Origin of the sequence: Novosphingopyxis iocasae (genome assembly GCF_014334095.1) — a bacterium.
Taxonomy (GTDB): Bacteria; Pseudomonadota; Alphaproteobacteria; order Sphingomonadales; family Sphingomonadaceae; genus Novosphingopyxis; species Novosphingopyxis iocasae.
Genome location: NZ_CP060495.1, coordinates 874176 through 890494, shown reverse-complemented (window position 1 = coordinate 890494; position 16319 = coordinate 874176). Strand labels below are relative to the sequence as shown.

Annotated in this window: 11 protein-coding genes, 1 tRNA gene and 1 pseudogene; 4 read left to right on the top strand and 9 right to left on the bottom strand. The window is 57.5% G+C overall.

The window, feature by feature from the left end; all coding sequences use genetic code 11:
• Positions 1-376: 376 nt before the first annotated feature.
• The 3 genes and pseudogenes from H7X45_RS04185 to H7X45_RS04175 all read left to right on the top strand — a co-directional run bounded on the left by H7X45_RS04185 (position 377) and on the right by H7X45_RS04175 (position 4087).
• Positions 377-2344: a PAS domain-containing sensor histidine kinase gene (locus H7X45_RS04185; RefSeq protein ID WP_187336292.1), complete on the top strand. Its 1968-nt coding sequence runs from the start codon at positions 377-379 to the stop codon at positions 2342-2344.
• A gap of 6 nt (positions 2345-2350) precedes the next feature.
• A complete protein-coding gene (locus H7X45_RS04180; protein ID WP_187336291.1) occupies positions 2351-2728 on the top strand; it encodes a response regulator in 378 nt (125 codons plus the stop codon).
• A 242-nt stretch (positions 2729-2970) separates the two neighbouring features.
• A pseudogene (locus H7X45_RS04175) lies at positions 2971-4087 on the top strand (IS3 family transposase).
• Between the two features lie 271 nt (positions 4088-4358).
• Here the strand turns inward: H7X45_RS04175 and H7X45_RS04170 are convergent.
• The 6 genes from H7X45_RS04170 to H7X45_RS04145 all read right to left on the bottom strand — a co-directional run bounded on the left by H7X45_RS04170 (position 4359) and on the right by H7X45_RS04145 (position 11813).
• The gene (locus tag H7X45_RS04170; protein WP_187336290.1) at positions 4359-5111 is read right to left on the bottom strand and encodes a Crp/Fnr family transcriptional regulator; all 753 of its coding nucleotides are present in this window, start codon (positions 5109-5111) and stop codon (positions 4359-4361) included.
• 1646 nt (positions 5112-6757) lie between these two features.
• Positions 6758-7453: a ZIP family metal transporter gene (locus tag H7X45_RS04165; RefSeq protein ID WP_187336289.1), complete on the bottom strand. Its 696-nt coding sequence runs from the start codon at positions 7451-7453 to the stop codon at positions 6758-6760.
• Positions 7454-7739: 286 nt separating this feature from the next.
• Positions 7740-8255 (bottom strand): DUF1697 domain-containing protein, encoded by a 516-nt coding sequence (locus tag H7X45_RS04160; RefSeq protein ID WP_187336288.1) that lies wholly within the window; start codon positions 8253-8255, stop codon positions 7740-7742.
• 270 nt (positions 8256-8525) lie between these two features.
• Entirely contained in the window at positions 8526-9365 is an 840-nt protein-coding gene (locus H7X45_RS04155; protein ID WP_187336287.1) for a pirin family protein, read from the bottom strand.
• Positions 9362-10327 carry a glutathione S-transferase family protein gene (locus H7X45_RS04150; protein ID WP_187336286.1) on the bottom strand — a complete coding sequence of 322 codons (966 nt, stop codon included), beginning with the start codon at positions 10325-10327 and terminating at the stop codon, positions 9362-9364. Before H7X45_RS04150 ends, H7X45_RS04155 begins: the two co-directional genes overlap by 4 nt.
• A gap of 4 nt (positions 10328-10331) precedes the next feature.
• Positions 10332-11813: an aldehyde dehydrogenase family protein gene (locus H7X45_RS04145; RefSeq protein ID WP_187336285.1), complete on the bottom strand. Its 1482-nt coding sequence runs from the start codon at positions 11811-11813 to the stop codon at positions 10332-10334.
• A gap of 273 nt (positions 11814-12086) precedes the next feature.
• Here H7X45_RS04145 and H7X45_RS15330 point away from each other — a divergent pair, with 273 nt between their 5' ends.
• Positions 12087-12413, top strand: a complete 327-nt coding sequence (locus tag H7X45_RS15330; RefSeq protein ID WP_187336284.1) for an excalibur calcium-binding domain-containing protein — start codon at positions 12087-12089, stop codon at positions 12411-12413.
• 90 nt (positions 12414-12503) lie between these two features.
• On the opposite strand, the gene H7X45_RS04135 is transcribed toward H7X45_RS15330, so the two are convergent.
• From H7X45_RS04135 to H7X45_RS04125, 3 genes are all read right to left on the bottom strand, one after another.
• Positions 12504-13778 (bottom strand): hypothetical protein, encoded by a 1275-nt coding sequence (locus H7X45_RS04135; RefSeq protein WP_187336283.1) that lies wholly within the window; start codon positions 13776-13778, stop codon positions 12504-12506.
• A gap of 273 nt (positions 13779-14051) precedes the next feature.
• The gene (locus tag H7X45_RS04130; RefSeq protein WP_187336282.1) at positions 14052-16121 is read right to left on the bottom strand and encodes a site-specific integrase; all 2070 of its coding nucleotides are present in this window, start codon (positions 16119-16121) and stop codon (positions 14052-14054) included.
• A gap of 109 nt (positions 16122-16230) precedes the next feature.
• Positions 16231-16307, bottom strand: a tRNA-Pro gene (locus H7X45_RS04125).
• Positions 16308-16319: the final 12 nt, after the last annotated feature.

Below are 16319 nucleotides of genomic sequence, written 5' to 3'. Positions count from 1 at the left end.
ATTGCACCTCGCGCGTATGACTCAGTGTCAGCTCGGACGGGTTCATGAGCATGCGCTATAACCTGTATTGCGGGCACACAGCTTATGTCCAACACTGTCGCCCGCCACGGTCCCGTTTATGCAGGGCCGCGCCTTGCCGGGCGGCTAAGACTAGGCTGGAAGGAGATTGTCAAAGTTCGGAGCTCATTTCGCGAAGTCAGGTCTCTCGCCGGACGTTGCTTCTCTTTGTGGCGGGATTTTAAATTCCAACACCAGTCATCGTAATTTCGGCCCTCAAACTGCGCGCGATAAGGCTAGGTAAAGAACGCTACCAACGGGAAAGACGGTTTGCTACGCACGGAAATCCTTGCGCTTGTGGAATAAGACCTCGCATCTGATGACTGCCAATCCTTCGCACCCTTCTCAGCCCGGCACGAAGGCATATTCGTTCCTTGCGGGCGGCGGAAAAGCTACTGATCTGATCGTCGCGCGAGATTGGAGCAACCACCCCCTCGGACCACCGGAACATTGGTCCGAAGCGCTCAAGTCCACACTCAGCCTGGTCCTGAACTCCCCTGAATCGATGATTCTATGTTGGGGAAAGGAAGAGCTGACGTTTTTCTTCAACGAAGCCTATTTCCCGCTACTTGGTCCGCGGCTCGATTGGGCCATGGGCGCACCCTTTCGTAAAGTCTGGGCTGACGCCTGGGCCCAGGCGGAACCCATCGTCGCAGACGCGTTCGCGGGCCGTTCGCAGCACTATGAAGACTTACCGTGGAAGCTGGCCACAGACCGTGGCCGGGCCGATACTTGGTTTTCATTCTCCTACTCGCGCATTCTCGATCCCGAGGGTGAGGTCGCTGGGCTGTTCATTTTTACGAACGAGACCACCGACCGTGTCCTTGCCGACGAGGCGCTTCGGGCGAGCGAGGAAAAATGGCGCGGCTTGTTCGCGACGTTACAGGAAGGGTTTCTGCTGGGCGAAATCATTCGCGACGACAGCGGAACCCCAATCAATTGGCGATACGCAGAGGTCAACGATGCTTGGCACGAACTCGTAGGTGTGCCGAAAGGGTCGGCGGTCGGACGGTCGGTTCGCGAGGTCATTCCCGGTATCGAAGAAGAATGGATTTCGATCCTCGCCGAAGTGGTGGCCACAGGCGAGACCGCGCGCTTTACGGAACGGGTCGGGCCATTGGGCCGGTGGTACGACTGCGTCGCCCAGCCGGCAGGCGGCGATCGCTTCACGGTAATTTTCAGTGAAGCCACCGAAAGAGTGCAACGATTGAACCGTCAGGCAGCCGTAGTCGCTTTGACCGACGTCCTGCAGAACCAACAGAACGTCGTCGATCTCATCATGACGGCCAGCGCAATTATCGGAGAAACGATGAATGTCGAACTGGTCGGTTACGGCAACGTCGACGATGTCGCCGAAACGATAACTGTTGAACGCGACTGGACCGCGGGTGGCGCAAAATCGTTGGCGGGCTTACGCCACTTCCGCGATTATGGATCATACATCGAAGATTTCAAGCGCGGACAAACCGTTATCGTGGGTGACTGCCGTTTGGACCCACGCACGCGCGACCATGCTGCCGCGCTCGAAGAACGCAGTGCGCGCGCGTTCGTCAACATTCCGATTTTTGAGCGCGGCCGGTTCGTCGCACTTCTGTATGTAAGTTCGGTTCGACCGCGAAACTGGAGCGAAGAGGATCTTCAGTTTTTGCAGGACGCCTCCGCTCGCCTTCGTTCGGCTGTGCAGCGTATTCGTGCGGAAAAACAGCAAGACGTCCTCAATAAGGAAATCGTGCACAGGTTGAAGAACACCTTGGCGATGGTTCAATCCATTGCCAGCCTTACCCTCAAAGATCATCTCGAACCAGGGACACTCACGATTTTTGCCCGTCGTCTAACTGCGCTGGGCGCTGCACAGAACGTTTTGCTGGAGAAGGCTTCGGGCCCGGCCGATTTGAGAGAATTGATCGATCGCGTATTGGGAGCGGTCGGTGTTTTCGACCGGTACGATGCCGATGGACCTGCCGTGTCCTTCGGTCCGCGAGCTGCACTATCGACATCTCTTCTGCTGCACGAGTTGACGACCAATGCGCTCAAATATGGCGCGCTGTCTAACCAAGGGACAATCGATATCGACTGGGATATCGATGGGAGTGGTGACGAGCGGCGCTTCGTCTTGCGCTGGACCGAACGGGGTGGCCCTCCCGCCAAAAGGCCAACTTCAAAGGGTTTTGGATCGCGCCTCATTCAAATGGGCCTCGCCGGCGCTGGGGGTAGCAAGCTCGATTACGGCTCTGACGGATTAGCCGCAACTTTCGAAGCGCCGATTGCTGATCTCACGCGTTCCTGATCTACAATGACATCGTTTGACCCATCTCGTTCCGTTCTCATTCTTGTCGTCGAAGATGATCCGTTGCAGCGCCTCGGAATGATCGATCTTGTCGAAGACGCCGGCTTTCAAGCGATCGAAGCGCGCGATGCGGATCAGGCCATCGAAATACTCGAAAGCCGTTGTGATATTCGCGTCGTATTTACAGACATCGATATGCCCGGTTCTATGGATGGTCTCAAATTGGCAGCAGCAGTGCGCAAACGCTGGCCGCCAATCGAGATCATTGTAACCTCGGGCGGCAGGAAGCCGGTACTCGAAGAGCTACCGGCACGAGCTACGTTTCTTCCGAAGCCCTTGGTGCCGGTAGATGCAATAAACACGCTCCAATCGTTTGCTAGCTAAGAATTTTTACAACCTGTGCTCGAACACGCGTCTTACGACAGAAACTGGGCTGATTTCGGTCTGACCGCTTCTAGTGAAGGGAGTGTAGGCGGACCTTCGGGTTCCGACCGAATCTGTGCTCGTTCACCTTGGCTTTGATCGATCGGTGATAACCTGCCCGCTCATCGGGGGTAGCGCGTGACGTGTGCCCCTGAAATGTGACCGGTTTTTCGTAAAGCCTAATGCAAAGAAGTCGGATGTGAATCAAGCGAAGCAGGTTTAGCGAAGAGCAGATCATCGCGATTATGAAAAAGCAGGACGCTGGGATGGCGACGGAGGAGGTAGGTCGTCGTCACGGGATTAGCTGCGCGACCTTTTACAAGTGGAAGTCGAAGTTCGGCGAACTGGAGGTGTCCGATGCGCGTCGCTTGCGTAGGCTCGAGCAGGAGAACAGTCGGCTAACGAAGCTGCTGGCGGAGGCGATGCTGGACAAAGTCGTGCGGAAGGATTTGGCATCAAAAAATGGTATTACCCGGCGCTAAGCGGGAAGCCGTCGCACATAACCGTGAACAGCACGGGCTTAGCAAGCGTAAGGCGTGCAGTTTGGTCCGCGTGAGCCGCAGGGTGATCCGTTACGATCCCACGAGGCTGGATGACGGGGCGTTGTGGCAACGGTTGCGCGAGCTGGCGGCAGAGCGTCGCCGGTTTGGCTATCACCGACTAGGCTACCTGCTGGCGCGGGAAAGCATGCGACCCAATTACGAGAAGCTGCTGCGCATTTACCGCGAGGAAGGGTTGCGGGTGTGCCTCCGCGGCGGTCACAAAGGGGCACTGGGTACGCACGGGCCAATGGTGCTGCCCGATGGACCGAATTAGCGATGGTCGCTCGACTTCGTCTCCGACAGCCTCGTTTGAGGTCGCCGGATCCGCATCCTTTGCGTTGTCGATGACGTCTCGCGGGAGTGCCTAGCACTGGTGGATTATACGTCGCGGTCAGGCGCGCGGGTGGCTCGGGAACTATTCGGTCTGATCGACCTGCGTGGCAAGACCCGTACGGTGATCAGCAACAATGGCACCGGGCTGACCTCTTCAGCCATCCTGCGCTAGTCGCTAGAGCGGGGGGTCGAGTGGTATTACATCGCACCGGGCAAGCCGATGCAGAACGGCTTCGTGGAGAGCTTAAACGGTCGCTTGGGCGCCGAATGCCTTAATGAGACCCCGTTCACCTCGCTGGCCCATACCCGGTTCGTGTTCGTCGCCTGGCGACACGACTACAACACGGTCAGGCTACACTTTAGACTGGGTGGGAAGACCCCCGCCGAAATCGCCGACGAACGCGTCTGGGGACCATGTTGCCATCCCGTCGAAAATCTATCTTGAAGAAGCGAGATCCTACCTCTGAATGGTAACAATCAGAAGAGCACGTCACGGGGCAGAAGGGACGTGGCAGAACGGCTGGCGATCAAAGAAGTGCCCTTTATTTACACCACCGACTACAACGAGAGCCGTGAACTGTTACGCGACTTCCCTCAAGTCCCGGTCGCGCACAAACCGGCAACTGACAAGAATGTCGCTTGTTCGCGGAAACCGAGGGCGATTTGATCGAGCTTGTTAAAGCAGAAGCGCGTAAGTTCTGACCCATTATTTGGGACTATAAGGGTTTGCCGAAAAGTGGTGTGAAAGTCTTCTCGTTTGTGGCGGGATAGAGGTACGTGCTATCGAATTGTGCAATCCTCTTAAGTAACGCCTCGTTCTTGATTAAAACCTTACCCGCATCTTCAACGTCCAGCGCTCCTCTTTCCCGAAGCGAACGGAAAACTCTGTTGGTGTGAATCGAAGTAATCCCACAGGCTTCGGCGTAGTCGCGTTGTAGTAAGCGGATTGGAAGATGCTGTCCGTCGAACAGCCCGACCATCTTGGCCCGCGCGGCAAGCTCGCAGATGAGATTAGCCAAGCGACTTTCAGCTCTCATGCTCCCCACCCGAATTATCCACTGCCGGTAGACGGCAGCCTCGAGAAGGCTCGCGGTCCAAATACTCTTCTCAAGGCTCGACGATCGCATCATCAGATCTCGCATCGCAGCCACGGGAATGCTTGAAACGACTGCGCCATCGAGAGTGCCAATTGAATAGGGTAGGCGGTCCGTAACGAATGTGTCGTATTCGATGAAGTCGCCAGGCATGTTGAGACCGACAATCTGCCGCTCCCCTCGCTTATCGTCGCGATATTTGAGGGTGACTCCTTCGATTAGATAATAGAATTTATGCGCGCGCTCTCCACGCTCGATGATTGTCTTACGAGGGCCAAAACTCGCCACATCTCCGAGCGAGGCTTCGAGGCAATCCCTGTCCGATTTTCCCAGAGCGCCGCCAATGCGCCCCTTTGAAAAAAGATCGGTAAGCACAGATGACCCAGCTCCCTTTTCGTTTCACGAGCGATACGATCAGCCGTCAAATTCTCGAGAACACTAATGGGTTCCCGTAACGCAAAAAAATCCCTTTCCGTGTGAACTTCGTTCCCAGACAATTTTAAGCCTGCGGTTGGGTTTTCCACAAAGACGTGAACCGCCTATGATCGCCGTTGTCGAAGGCGAAAACGCAAGGGAGAAGGCTGCCACGAACTTGCTCTAAGGGACGCCCAAACCTGGTTACGGCTTACCGAGCCGGACCTTCTGCTAGCGGGCTCGACAGAAGAGAGAAGAATACCGCGATTTTTGGTGCCCATAGCCGTGATGCTTCGAATGTCGGGCTGACCAGCCACTAGCAGGGCTCAATCCGGCTCATGCTTAATCACGGTCGTTGAGCGGACTGGAGGCGAAGCATGGCAGCCCGGCCAATATAGCGCAGTGCCACAGGGCGTGTTCGCGGCATTGCAGTCGAACCGCAATCGGTTTGGATAGTCAGCGATAGCGAAACTAACCCCGGGGTGAAGAAATGCACTCCATCGCCACCCAAGAACCGCTCGAAGAACTCCGACACCACCACAGTCGGTCCCCTTGTTCTTCAACCCAATATTCGAGGACGAGATTATACAGAAGAAACCTGTAGGTTCCTATCACTTTACGCTTCAGCGGCTGTCCTTCCGCAAGCTTTTCGCACGTTATTCCATCCACGCCTGCAGGGAGGCGTACAGGGCAAAGCAATGATGCCTGATCCGTTGTTGGCGGCGGCAATAACTGGAGGGTTCGTTGACTTTGTCGCGCACATGGTGACGAGCGATGCGCGTGATTTAGAAGGGGATTGCTGAGCACGGGTTTAAGAAGCTACGATTTAGGATGCGTTCCCGACAGACAGAGCCCGTCTGTTGCAATATGTCGAACAGCGAGCCACGGTTCGCGACCCGCCGCCGGGGGGGGGCTGAGAATTTATCGCCGCTGGTGACAAAATTATTAAAGCGCGCCCTCAGGAGGGCCATCCTTACTGAGATATCGGGTCGGCCAGGAGATTGCAGCGGTGGATTTCGAGCAGGCCGAAGGCAGGCAATAAGTCATTAAAGACCTGCTTCATCTCGAAGATCCGGCCGCAATTCTCGCGGCCAGCGCATATGCTAAGTTGGCGTCAGGTCAAACGGATGGCGAACCCATGCCCTGTGCATCTGCCGGCTCCGTTCTCTTCCGTTCCCAAGCCAGAACTCGTAAGTTGTGAAGGCCGGAGCGACCTGCATTGAACGGACTGGCATTATCGACATTTGCCGAGATCAATCGCGCTCGTCTCGGACTGGGCCGTCTGCCTACTGTCAGGTTTTGGGCAGCGAACGAAGATAGCTGCCCTTCGTCGCGGCGCCCGAATTAGAACGGCTGCCGACCAGAGAAAGTCACTCAGATTAATCGCTAAGATTGTCTGCCACTATAGAAGCCGCCATAGGTGCTTCCTGAAGCAGTTCGCCAGCGCTGCGCCCCGATCATATGCAAAAGATCGCTTACCGATCTGTCTAGAGGCCTGATACGTGCGTTGTCCATTTGTTCAATGGTAATACCTTATTCTCATAGGAAACGCGCAAGCAGCTTGGAAGTCGCTGGGGGCGAGGGTTCAAATTTCAGCCATAATCAACTTAGCCGCCTAATTCACCGAGAGCCAAGGCCAACAGAAGCCCGAGAGCCGTAGCGATCCCGCTGATGAAACTATCCTCGCGATAGGCCTTCGGAAACACGGCGGTGGCCAAGGATGCTATCACTGCCCCGGCTGCGAAGCACCGTATGGCAGCAAGATAAGACTGGGACACCGATGCCAGCAGCATATTTCCCAGGACTGCCGCTGCCGACAGCAAGACGGATGTAGCGGCCCAGAGCGCGAAAACCTGAACCTTTGATTGTTTTTCAACCATTTCCTTGGCGCCACCGGCCGCTTCGGGCAGATTCGACAATAAGATCGACCCTGCCAGTGCAGCTACTTGCATCGGACCTGCACCGATCAAGGCGACGCCGAGCGCCAAGTTCTCTGGAATACCGTCAAGAGTAATCGATATCAAAAGACCCCCACCGCTGTCCTCGCCGAACTTTTTCGCAACAGACCAATCTAAAGCGGCAAATACCGCTGCGCCGATACCAACAGAAACCGTTACCAAGGTCAGCGATGTTTTTATAAGTGCGGGTTCAATTAGTTCCGAGAGTGACGACACGATCAAAGCTCCACCTGCCAGAGCTATCAGGAACCCCTCAAGTTCCTTGGGTAGTTTCCAGAAGATGCCCCAAGCCGCTCCAAGAAGAAGTGCGCCCGAAACTACGCAGACGACCAGGATGGTTAGCATCACCGAGAAGGCCTCCGCACGGCAAGGGCTCCTACGTTTAGCATCATGCCCCTAGTCCTTCCACGCTTACTGTGCCTGTTCGATTGAAAGCTGACCGGCAAAGATTGAGCATCATCGTCCGAACTAAAGGGCGAGTTCCGGGCCAGCTTTGCAAGCTTTACCGGCATCCGATCATGGTCAGACACTGCTAAAGCTAGTCGGATGGGTTTGCCGGACCCACGGGGACGATGACTATCCTTGGCCTGCGGGATCGGCATGATTAGGTGTTTTTTTACACGTTCCAATATTAACTGAGCGTCGCAGCGATCTCCGCGAGCTTCGCCACGGTATTCATATTTCGGGCCGTTCCGCGTCTGTCACTCGGTATGCGAAGTCGGGTTCTGGCCATGCCGTCGGGGTAAAGAACGAACAGTTCGCGTTTGCCTAACCGTACCTTCTCGTTCGTAATCCCGGTTACGCCGTCGATCGCATCGGTAGGAAGTGTTCCGTCCACGAATAATGCCGTGACGCGACTGCCTGGCGAGTCCGAGAACGGGTTGCGCGCCAATGTATCGGCGAGTTCGGCGGCCGTCCGCACGATCACGCCCACGTCTTTGCCGGTATACGCTCTCAGCCGCTTCTCGAGCGCGTACCGCACCTCGCCCTCCGGCCGATCGCTTTCAAAAACGACATTACCGCTCGCGATGTAGGTTCTCGCATTTTTAAATCCTTCCGCCTCGCTCATCCGAACCAGTTGTGTCATCGGCAGTTTACCGGTCCCGCCGACATTGACGGCACGAAGCAACGCGACATATCCGATCAATTTCGCTCTCCGTATGACAGCTAGTGTTAAACCGCTGCCCAATTACCGACATCCGTAAACCACCTAGTAGCGGCCGAACGGATTTTCCGACGACCGCTACGCTTTTAGCGGTTAAACAGGAAAAAAGCGACTACTTCGCGCTTGCTGGTCGCCCGCCCCAAACATAACTTCTAAAAATAGAAGGCTGGAATGATCCAATAGGGTGACTATTCGCTCCGCAGCATTTTGATCGAAGACGTTGACTCAATCGTACTTAAAAGGCGCAGTCCGTCAAAGTCCGCCGAACCGGCCCGCCTGATAGTCGCGGATCGCCTGTGCGATCTCGGCCTCGCTATTCATGACGAATGGGCCGTGGGCAACAACCGGTTCGCCGATCGGGTCCGCATGGCCGAATAGAATTCGGCAGCCGCCATCGCTGGACAGCTCCATTCCATTGCCGTCGCTCACCTGCGCAAGCGTATGCTCAGGCACGTCCTCGCCGCCGATCTTTGCATTGCCACTGACGGTGTAGAAGAACACGTTGCGCCCGGCAGGGGTTGGAATGGTGGCACTGCCGCCGAAATCGACCGATACGATTGCCAGCATCACATCGGTCAGCGAGTGGATCGGCGCTCCGTCGGTACCGGAGACCGCGCGCACCGACACGCCTTCGCTCGGCTCGAATACGAGAATGTCCGACGCAGGCACCGGAATATAGGCAGGGTCGGTCATCTTCAGCCGACCGGGCAGGTTGACCCATAGCTGGAGGATTTCGAGTGGGCCGCCGGTGCGCTTGAACGCCTCGGGCGACAGCTCGGCGTGAACCAGTCCGCTGCCCGCGGTCATCCACTGCACGCCGCCCGCCTCCACCACGCTCGCACCCGAGCCGCTGTCATGATGAGCGAGGCTGCCTTCAAGGATAAACGTTACCGTCTCGAATCCGCGATGCGGATGCGGGCCGAAGGGAAGGCCGTGATTGTTCGGTGGATAGGTCTGCGGCCCGTGGTGGTTGAGAAACAGGAACGGGTCGACGTGCGGCAGGCTGGGGCCCGGGACGGGCCGGCGCGTCACCAGATCCTGGATATCGTCACGCACTGCCCGGTGAAGGGAGACAAGCTGCCGGGTGCTCATGCACGCATTCCCGGTACTAGCGGCTTCGGTCCGGCGGGTACGATGCCATTCGGATTGATCCGCTCGTGGCTCTCATAATAATGATGTCTGATGTGGCGGAAATTGACCGTCTCCGCGATCCCGTCCAATTCGTAGACCCGCCGGGTCAGCGCGGCGAGGTGGGGGTAGTCCGCAATTCTACGCACATTGCATTTGAAATGCGTATGATAGACCGGATCGAACCGGATCAGCGTGGTCCATAGGCGGATATCGGCTTCGGTCAGACGGTCGCCGACCAACCACTCGTGTCCCTCGAGCCGCTCTTCCAGTTCGTCGAGCATCGCGAATAGCGGTTTCACCGATTTATCGTAGGCATCCTGCGTCGTCGCGAAGCCTGCCTTGTAGACCCCGTTGTTGACTGCACCATAGACCCGGTCATTCAGCGTATCGATTTCGTTGCGCAGATCGGCAGGATAAAGATCGAGGTCCTTGGCGCCGCACCCGTCGAACGCTGTGCCGAGCATGCGCAGGATATCGGCGCTCTCGTTATTGACGATCGTCTCGGTCTTCGTGTCCCACAGCACCGGCACGGTGACATGGCCCGAATAGTCGGACTTCGCGTGGGTGTAGAGCTGGTGGAGGTGGTCAGCGTCGATCGCGGGGTCGCCGGTGACACATTCGCCCTCGCGGAAGGACCAGCCACCCTCCTTCATCAGCCAATGGACCACATTCAGCTCGATCGTGTCGGTCAGCCCCTTGAGGTGCCGCGCGACATTGGCCCTGTGCGCCCAGGGGCAGGCGAGGCTGATGTAGAGGCGGTAGCGGCCCGGTTCGGCGGCGAACCCGCCATCGCCGGTGGGGCCGGGCGATCCGTCGGGCGTGATCCAGTTGCGAAACGCGCTCTCGTCGCGCTCGAACTCGCCGCTGTCCTCATCGTTATGCGCCCACTCGTCGTGCCAGGTGCCGTTCTTGAGAAAGCCCATCGTCTCAAAGATCCTTTGCCGAGAACGGGAATTGACGCTTGCCATGCTGGACCGAGATCCAGTGCGTGGTCATGAATGCATCGATCGCCCAGCGCCCGTTAAACCGGCCGACGCCCGAATTCTTGACCGCGCCGAAGGGGGAGAACGGGCTGTCGTTAACCGGCTGGTCGTTTATATGAGTCATTCCCGCCTCGATCCGCTTGGCAAAAGCCAGCGCGCGGCCCTCGTCACGGCTGAAGACCGAGCTCGACAGGCCCATCTCGGTGTTATTCGCGAGCTCCAGCGCATGGTCTTCGTCCCGCGCGCGCTGGATCGGCGCGACAGGGCCGAAAATCTCGTTCGTGACGAGGCAATTGTCCTCGCCCACATCGGTGAAGACATGGGGCGGGATTACGAGGCCATTGGGTTCTCCGCCCAGCGCACAGGTCGCGCCCTGATCCTTCGCCTTGCCGATCATTTCCATGATCCCGTCAAACTGATCGCGGTTGACGATCGGGCCGATCAGACAGTCCGCCGCATCGCGTTGGCCCACCACCAGCTTGCGGGTACGCGCGACGAACTTCTCGACGAATTCGTCATGGACTGCGTCTTCGACCACAATACGATTGGCAATCATGCAGATCTGGCCCTGGTGCATGAACTTGCCCCAGACGCTTGCCTCCACGGCATAATCGATATCCGCATCGTCAAGCACGACGATCGGCGAATTGCCGCCGAGCTCCAGCTCGAGCGACTTGATACGGTCGCCATCGAGCGCCACCTTGCCGACACTGCGCCCCACCGGGGTAGAGCCGGTGAAGCTGACGACCGAGGGGATGGGGTGGCGCACAAGTGCATCGCCAATATCGGCCCCGCTGCCAGGCAGGACGGAGACGAGGCCTTTAGGCAAGCCCGCTTCCTCGCAGATCGCAGCGAATATCGTGCCGCCGGTTACCGGCGTATCACTGGCAGGTTTTAGGACCACTGCATTGCCCAGCGCCAGTGCCGGGAAAAGCGTCCGTGCGGTTAGCTGGAGCGGGAAGTTCCAGGGGCTGATCAGCGCGACCACGCCGGCCGGCTCGCGATAGGCGCGACTTTCCTTGCCCGGGATGTCTTCGGGCAGGATAGCGCCTTCGACCATGTAGGGCAGGGCCGCCGCTTCCTGCCGGGCGACCTGCGTCACCAGCATCAGTTCGAGCGCGGCCTTCACCTGCGTCCCGCCGACCTCGCGCACGATCCATTCAGCGATCTCTTCCTTGCGCGCCTCAAGGATGTCACCAATGGCGAGCATCTTGGCTGCGCGCGCCGATGGTGGGAAGGTTGCCCATTCGCGCTGGGCCTCCTTCGCGGCATGGCAGGCGTCGTCGATGTCGGCTGGCCGGGCGGCGTTCATCGAGAAGATCTCGCTTTCGTCCCACGGGCAGATGTTTTTCAGGGTGTCGCCTTGGCCTTCACGCCAATCACCGGCGACGAAGAGGCGGTCGAGCTTTTTATAAGGTTTGGACATGCAAGACGAACGACCGCAGCTGACATTCGTTTCGCACGGCATCGATCGAGATCTCCAACCGCACATTTGCGGGCTAAGGGCTGCCCTGTGGCCATGTAAATGACGTTTTGGTTCTCGAAACTAGAGCGTCAGATAGCCTGGCTACTTGGGACGCATTGGCATCTTGAGATGACTATCGACCGTTTGGCAGTTTACGGGCCGACAGCGGTCTGGCTGCTTTTCGTGGCAACGCGAATTATTCGGTTTTTTACGCCGTTATGGCAGCTAAGTTAAATGTCTCGGTACCATTCAGCTCGGCATTTCAGGCCACACCGGAGACGGCGCCCGAAGAAGACGGAAACCATTTTTGAGACTGCTAAGCGATACGGATTTATCGCCGTCTTATCAGGACTAGGCATCGCATACGGGACGAACGCCTCGGATAACGCTCAGAAACGCCAGGCAATCCTCGAAGCGCTACCCGCAGGCTACACTTATTCTGGTTGCGATGAAGTCCGCGCCGCGGGTGTCGCGCCGATCTATAGTTCGGAGCGCGGCTTCTCAGATCGCTTGGATGGCGATGGCGATGGAGTTGGCTGTGAGCCATATCGAGGGCAATAATGGGGCCGGTTGCAGACTGGCAGGTTACAGCTACGAAGTTGGCAGAGCCGCCGTTGCAATGGCAACTAGTCGCTCGGCAAGTCAGAACGTCTATTTGTTGGGCTGATCTTTCTCACCAGCACGTTTCGCGCGCATGCTCTCTATCCAATCGAGGACGCCATCGAACACTTCGTCCTTGATCAAAATCCAGCCATGTGTCCGCACATGGGCAATGAGCTTCTCTAACGTTTGGACAAACGCGTCGTGGGACGCGAAGCGATGGGTGAGCGCATGAAAGGAGTGATAATCCATCACGATGCCACCTCCGGAAAGCCCCGCCATTTTTTTGCATGCCGCAACGTAGGCGGCGCCTTCGTCGTCGAAGAGCTCCTTGACGATCGCGAGGCCGATGACGCGCCGTGTGCTGATGTCGACATCGATATCCCGACCGGCAACTACCAGCTTCGCGACGCTTTCACGTTTGAGGTAGCGGGCGGCGCCGTTGATCTGCCGTATCGCCGCATCGATCTGGCTGTGAGTTGCTAGTCGCTTGCGGTGGAGAGTGCGAGTTATCCCGGCTTCCGTCGTCGGGCTGTCCTTTGCCTGAATTAGAATTGCTAACTCTTCGGTTAGGACCAGGTGATCGAGGATTTCCTTATGATTATCCTTCCGCCTAGGGTTCATCATGATCTGCCCGGGCTCGAAGACCCGTGATAAGCATGACGAAATGTCCCGCTCCTGATAATAACCGGGGTCGGTTCTCGTTAGGGTGTCGTGGCGGAAACCGGAGCCCCCCTGATAGCTGTTCATCTCCGGCGTCATATCGAAGACAAAGAGGTCGCTCGGCGAAAGTGATTCTTTGAAAATGGCGTTGATCGCACGCTCGTCATCCTCGGCCGTCCGAGCACCAAACCAGTCGTTCAGCACGGTATGGACGGACTTTGCCGTTTCGGGATGGTAGCTGAGCAGGTGGATGTCCTCGTCGCCGACGAGGCAGCTTCCGTTATCCTTCAAATCCGCACGGAAGCTGATCCACTCGTAATTGTGTTCGTCGAAGAAATAGACGCTGACTTCATCATATTTCAGGATCTCGATAATGTCTTGCGAGAAGGCATCATCGCCGAACAGCGGGGTGCGAATGGTGAGGGGTTCGTCGTCGTCATCGAAGAACGCGGTGATGAGCGAGGTGGTTGTGCATGAGGACGATGGCAGCGCTGGCAGGTAAAAGGCGAAACCCCTGTGCATCTGGACCGCAAGGATCGCCTCTTTCTGTGTTTTCACGACGAGGGAAAGCTGCTCATCGTCGCCAAGACGAACAGGCATTAGCCCACCGGCGAATTGGGCGATCTGAGCCTTCACTTCTGGGTAGACGACCGTCAGGCGCATGTTGTTAGATCAATCGCGGAGGGAAAGGGCAGATTCGTGGCCACTTGACGCTGCTTTGTCGAGCATAAATCCGCTGATGACGGCCTAGTTCCAATCCCGGCCAAGTCATCTGAACCGGAGAAATGTCTGCTTCTAGGAAATCGGCAACGAAGCCTGAATGACCGATAGTAGGGCGCGAAGCTGCCGTATCGATGATATCCGAGTGGCTGAAAGTCTAGACCGCAATTAAAGCGACGTATTCAATCCGGCCCGCTGAACGCGAACCCGCTCGATCTAGATTGAACTCTTTTTGGAGGTTCCCGCGTCGGAGCGGATGCGCCGATGACGACCCGACCCGACCCTCGACCGTGCCTCGATTGACAGCAAGCGGATGGGGGCGGGCTCAAGGTGCTTCGTAATTTCGGGGACGTACCGGTCGATGAACGCAAGGCGCTCGCGCAAGACGACCTCAAGCCCTTCCGTCTTGATCCGCTTGGAATAGTGCTTGGCGTTCGTGCCGGACCGCGCATGCCCCATAATGTCGGCACGCATAATCTCATTGACCCCGTCCACTTCATAAAATGACGAGCCAAGCGCGCGAATGGAATGAATATCAGGGCCCTTGCCCTTGTCGTTCACCTCGACCTCCATTCGGTCGGTGATCCACTGAACCATGTATCGCCAAGCGCGATCGTAAAATTGCGCACCGCCGCGCTTGCTGTCGAATAGGTAGAGCTCAGGGAATAGCGCAGTGTGGCCTTCAGCGCGGATCGCGGCCACGTAATCGAGGAGCCCTAGACGCAGAATTTCATCATGTAGCGGAATTTTACGCCGCCGCGCGATGCGCTTTTCGCCGGCCTTTACACCGTCCCTGCCGCGCGTGAGGTTTTCACGAATGAAGATATGAGGGACTGGGTGGTCATCAAAGACGTCGCTGACCTCGAGCCCGCAAATTTCTTCCCGGCAGGCGTGGGTGTAATACCAAATCAGCGGCGCCCAGTAGGCCGCGTCATGCCACACTCGTGGGCAGGCGCTTTCAACCCTCAAGCGGTTCTTTCCTGCTCCTCCACCTTCATAAAGCGGCGAGCGGAACAGGCATTCGAGCTCTTCCTTCTTCCATGGTGGTCGAAGCTCAGCGTTCTCGTCCTGCTGAATCGCGACCGTCGCACTCGCGAAATCCATGACCAACGCATTGTGAATGCGCGGCTTCCACGACGTGAGCGCGAGGTGCTTGGCGACTGTGCTCATGGTGCTGAGGTCACGGTTGATCGTCTTTAAGTTTCTTGCCGTGCCGGGACTGATTGGATCGATTTCGCCGATCACTTCCTCGAATGGCCTCGACATGGCGCCCTTGGTCGGTCCCCCGAACCGAAATGTCGTAGGCAGTCGGTTCAGCCCGTTCTTGAAGCGGGCAACGTCGCGGTGGTCATATGAGCCTAGTTCGCGGTCGCCGGTGATCCAGGCGAAAGACTGCATGATCCGCCGCTGCTGTTTCAGGTCACCCTTCCAGATCTTGTCCTGCTTAAGCTCACGTAAGACGTCCTCGATGATATCGCTAAACCGGCGGTTGTCGTAGATCGCGAACGGGCATTCCGTAGGCGCTGCAGGGGAGGGCAGGTTCGTCTGTGCGATCGGCAAAGCGACTCTTTTAGCATCCGCCAACAATGCCGCTACTGCCGGAGACAGTTCGCCCAGATCAGCAGTCATCGCCCGCAATGGATCGGCGGCATCGAGCACGTCATCGTCGAAGACTCGCTGCGCCCGGGTGCAAGCCGACGCGCCGGCTCGGATAAGGTGTGTTCGTGCAGCAGCAATGTTGGCTTCGCTGCGGGGCGCTCCAATCGCCTTCAGGGTCGTGGCAACGTAATCGTCGGAAAGCGTATCTAGTATTTGATCGACCAGCGGGCGCTCCCACCCAGGTGTCATTCCCTTTTGAGTTGATTCTCGCTTGACGGCGTCGAGCTTGTCCCTCTCGAACATATCCATATCGTGCCGCGGATCGGGAAGCCGAAGCTGCCGGTATGCTTCGCCGTGCCGGGCGGCCTCTTCAATAACCGAAGATGACCACGGTGCGTTTTCATAGGCGTCCGATAGCCAGGAACCGAGCTGCTGCTCGAGTTCCCGACGGAAAATAGCTTCGATCTCGACGCCGGTTAGTATGCGCTGGCCTTCCAGCATGGTCTTCACGTCCGCCCTTACAATTACGAAACGCGCCGCCAGGATCGCTACGCGCTCACGCGCGGCGCCGGGATCAGCAGTGTGCAACGCCAAGGTTAGCGGCTTGGAGATAATATTTCGGAAATGGATCCGGCGGCGGAAGGAATAGCGGCCCTCGATCCGGATGGTGAAGGGTATGCGGCTCATCGATAACAACCTTCCCGCATGTGCTCCCGCTATGTGTGTTGGTCGTGTGACCAACACGGGGCGGAAACCCATGCTCAAAGGCGGAAATCTGCGGCTTAGCGCGCTAAAATGGTCGGGGAGAGAGGATTCGAACCTCCGGCCCCTGCCTCCCGAAGACAGTGCTCTACCAGGCTGAGCTACTCCCCGACCGAGCCGGAG

What these genes read in the sequence shown, in the direction of transcription:
- H7X45_RS04185 (WP_187336292.1), top strand. Translation starts at nt 377, where the DNA reads ATGACTGCCAATCCTTCGCACCCTTCTCAGCCCGGCACGAAGGCATAT.
- H7X45_RS04180 (WP_187336291.1), top strand. Translation starts at nt 2,351, where the DNA reads ATGACATCGTTTGACCCATCTCGTTCCGTTCTCATTCTTGTCGTCGAA.
- H7X45_RS04165 (WP_187336289.1), bottom strand. Translation starts at nt 7,453, where the DNA reads ATGCTAACCATCCTGGTCGTCTGCGTAGTTTCGGGCGCACTTCTTCTT.
- H7X45_RS04155 (WP_187336287.1), bottom strand. Translation starts at nt 9,365, where the DNA reads ATGAGCACCCGGCAGCTTGTCTCCCTTCACCGGGCAGTGCGTGACGAT.
- H7X45_RS04150 (WP_187336286.1), bottom strand. Translation starts at nt 10,327, where the DNA reads ATGGGCTTTCTCAAGAACGGCACCTGGCACGACGAGTGGGCGCATAAC.
- H7X45_RS04145 (WP_187336285.1), bottom strand. Translation starts at nt 11,813, where the DNA reads ATGTCCAAACCTTATAAAAAGCTCGACCGCCTCTTCGTCGCCGGTGAT.
- H7X45_RS15330 (WP_187336284.1), top strand. Translation starts at nt 12,087, where the DNA reads ATGTCTCGGTACCATTCAGCTCGGCATTTCAGGCCACACCGGAGACGG.
- H7X45_RS04135 (WP_187336283.1), bottom strand. Translation starts at nt 13,778, where the DNA reads ATGCGCCTGACGGTCGTCTACCCAGAAGTGAAGGCTCAGATCGCCCAA.
- H7X45_RS04130 (WP_187336282.1), bottom strand. Translation starts at nt 16,121, where the DNA reads ATGAGCCGCATACCCTTCACCATCCGGATCGAGGGCCGCTATTCCTTC.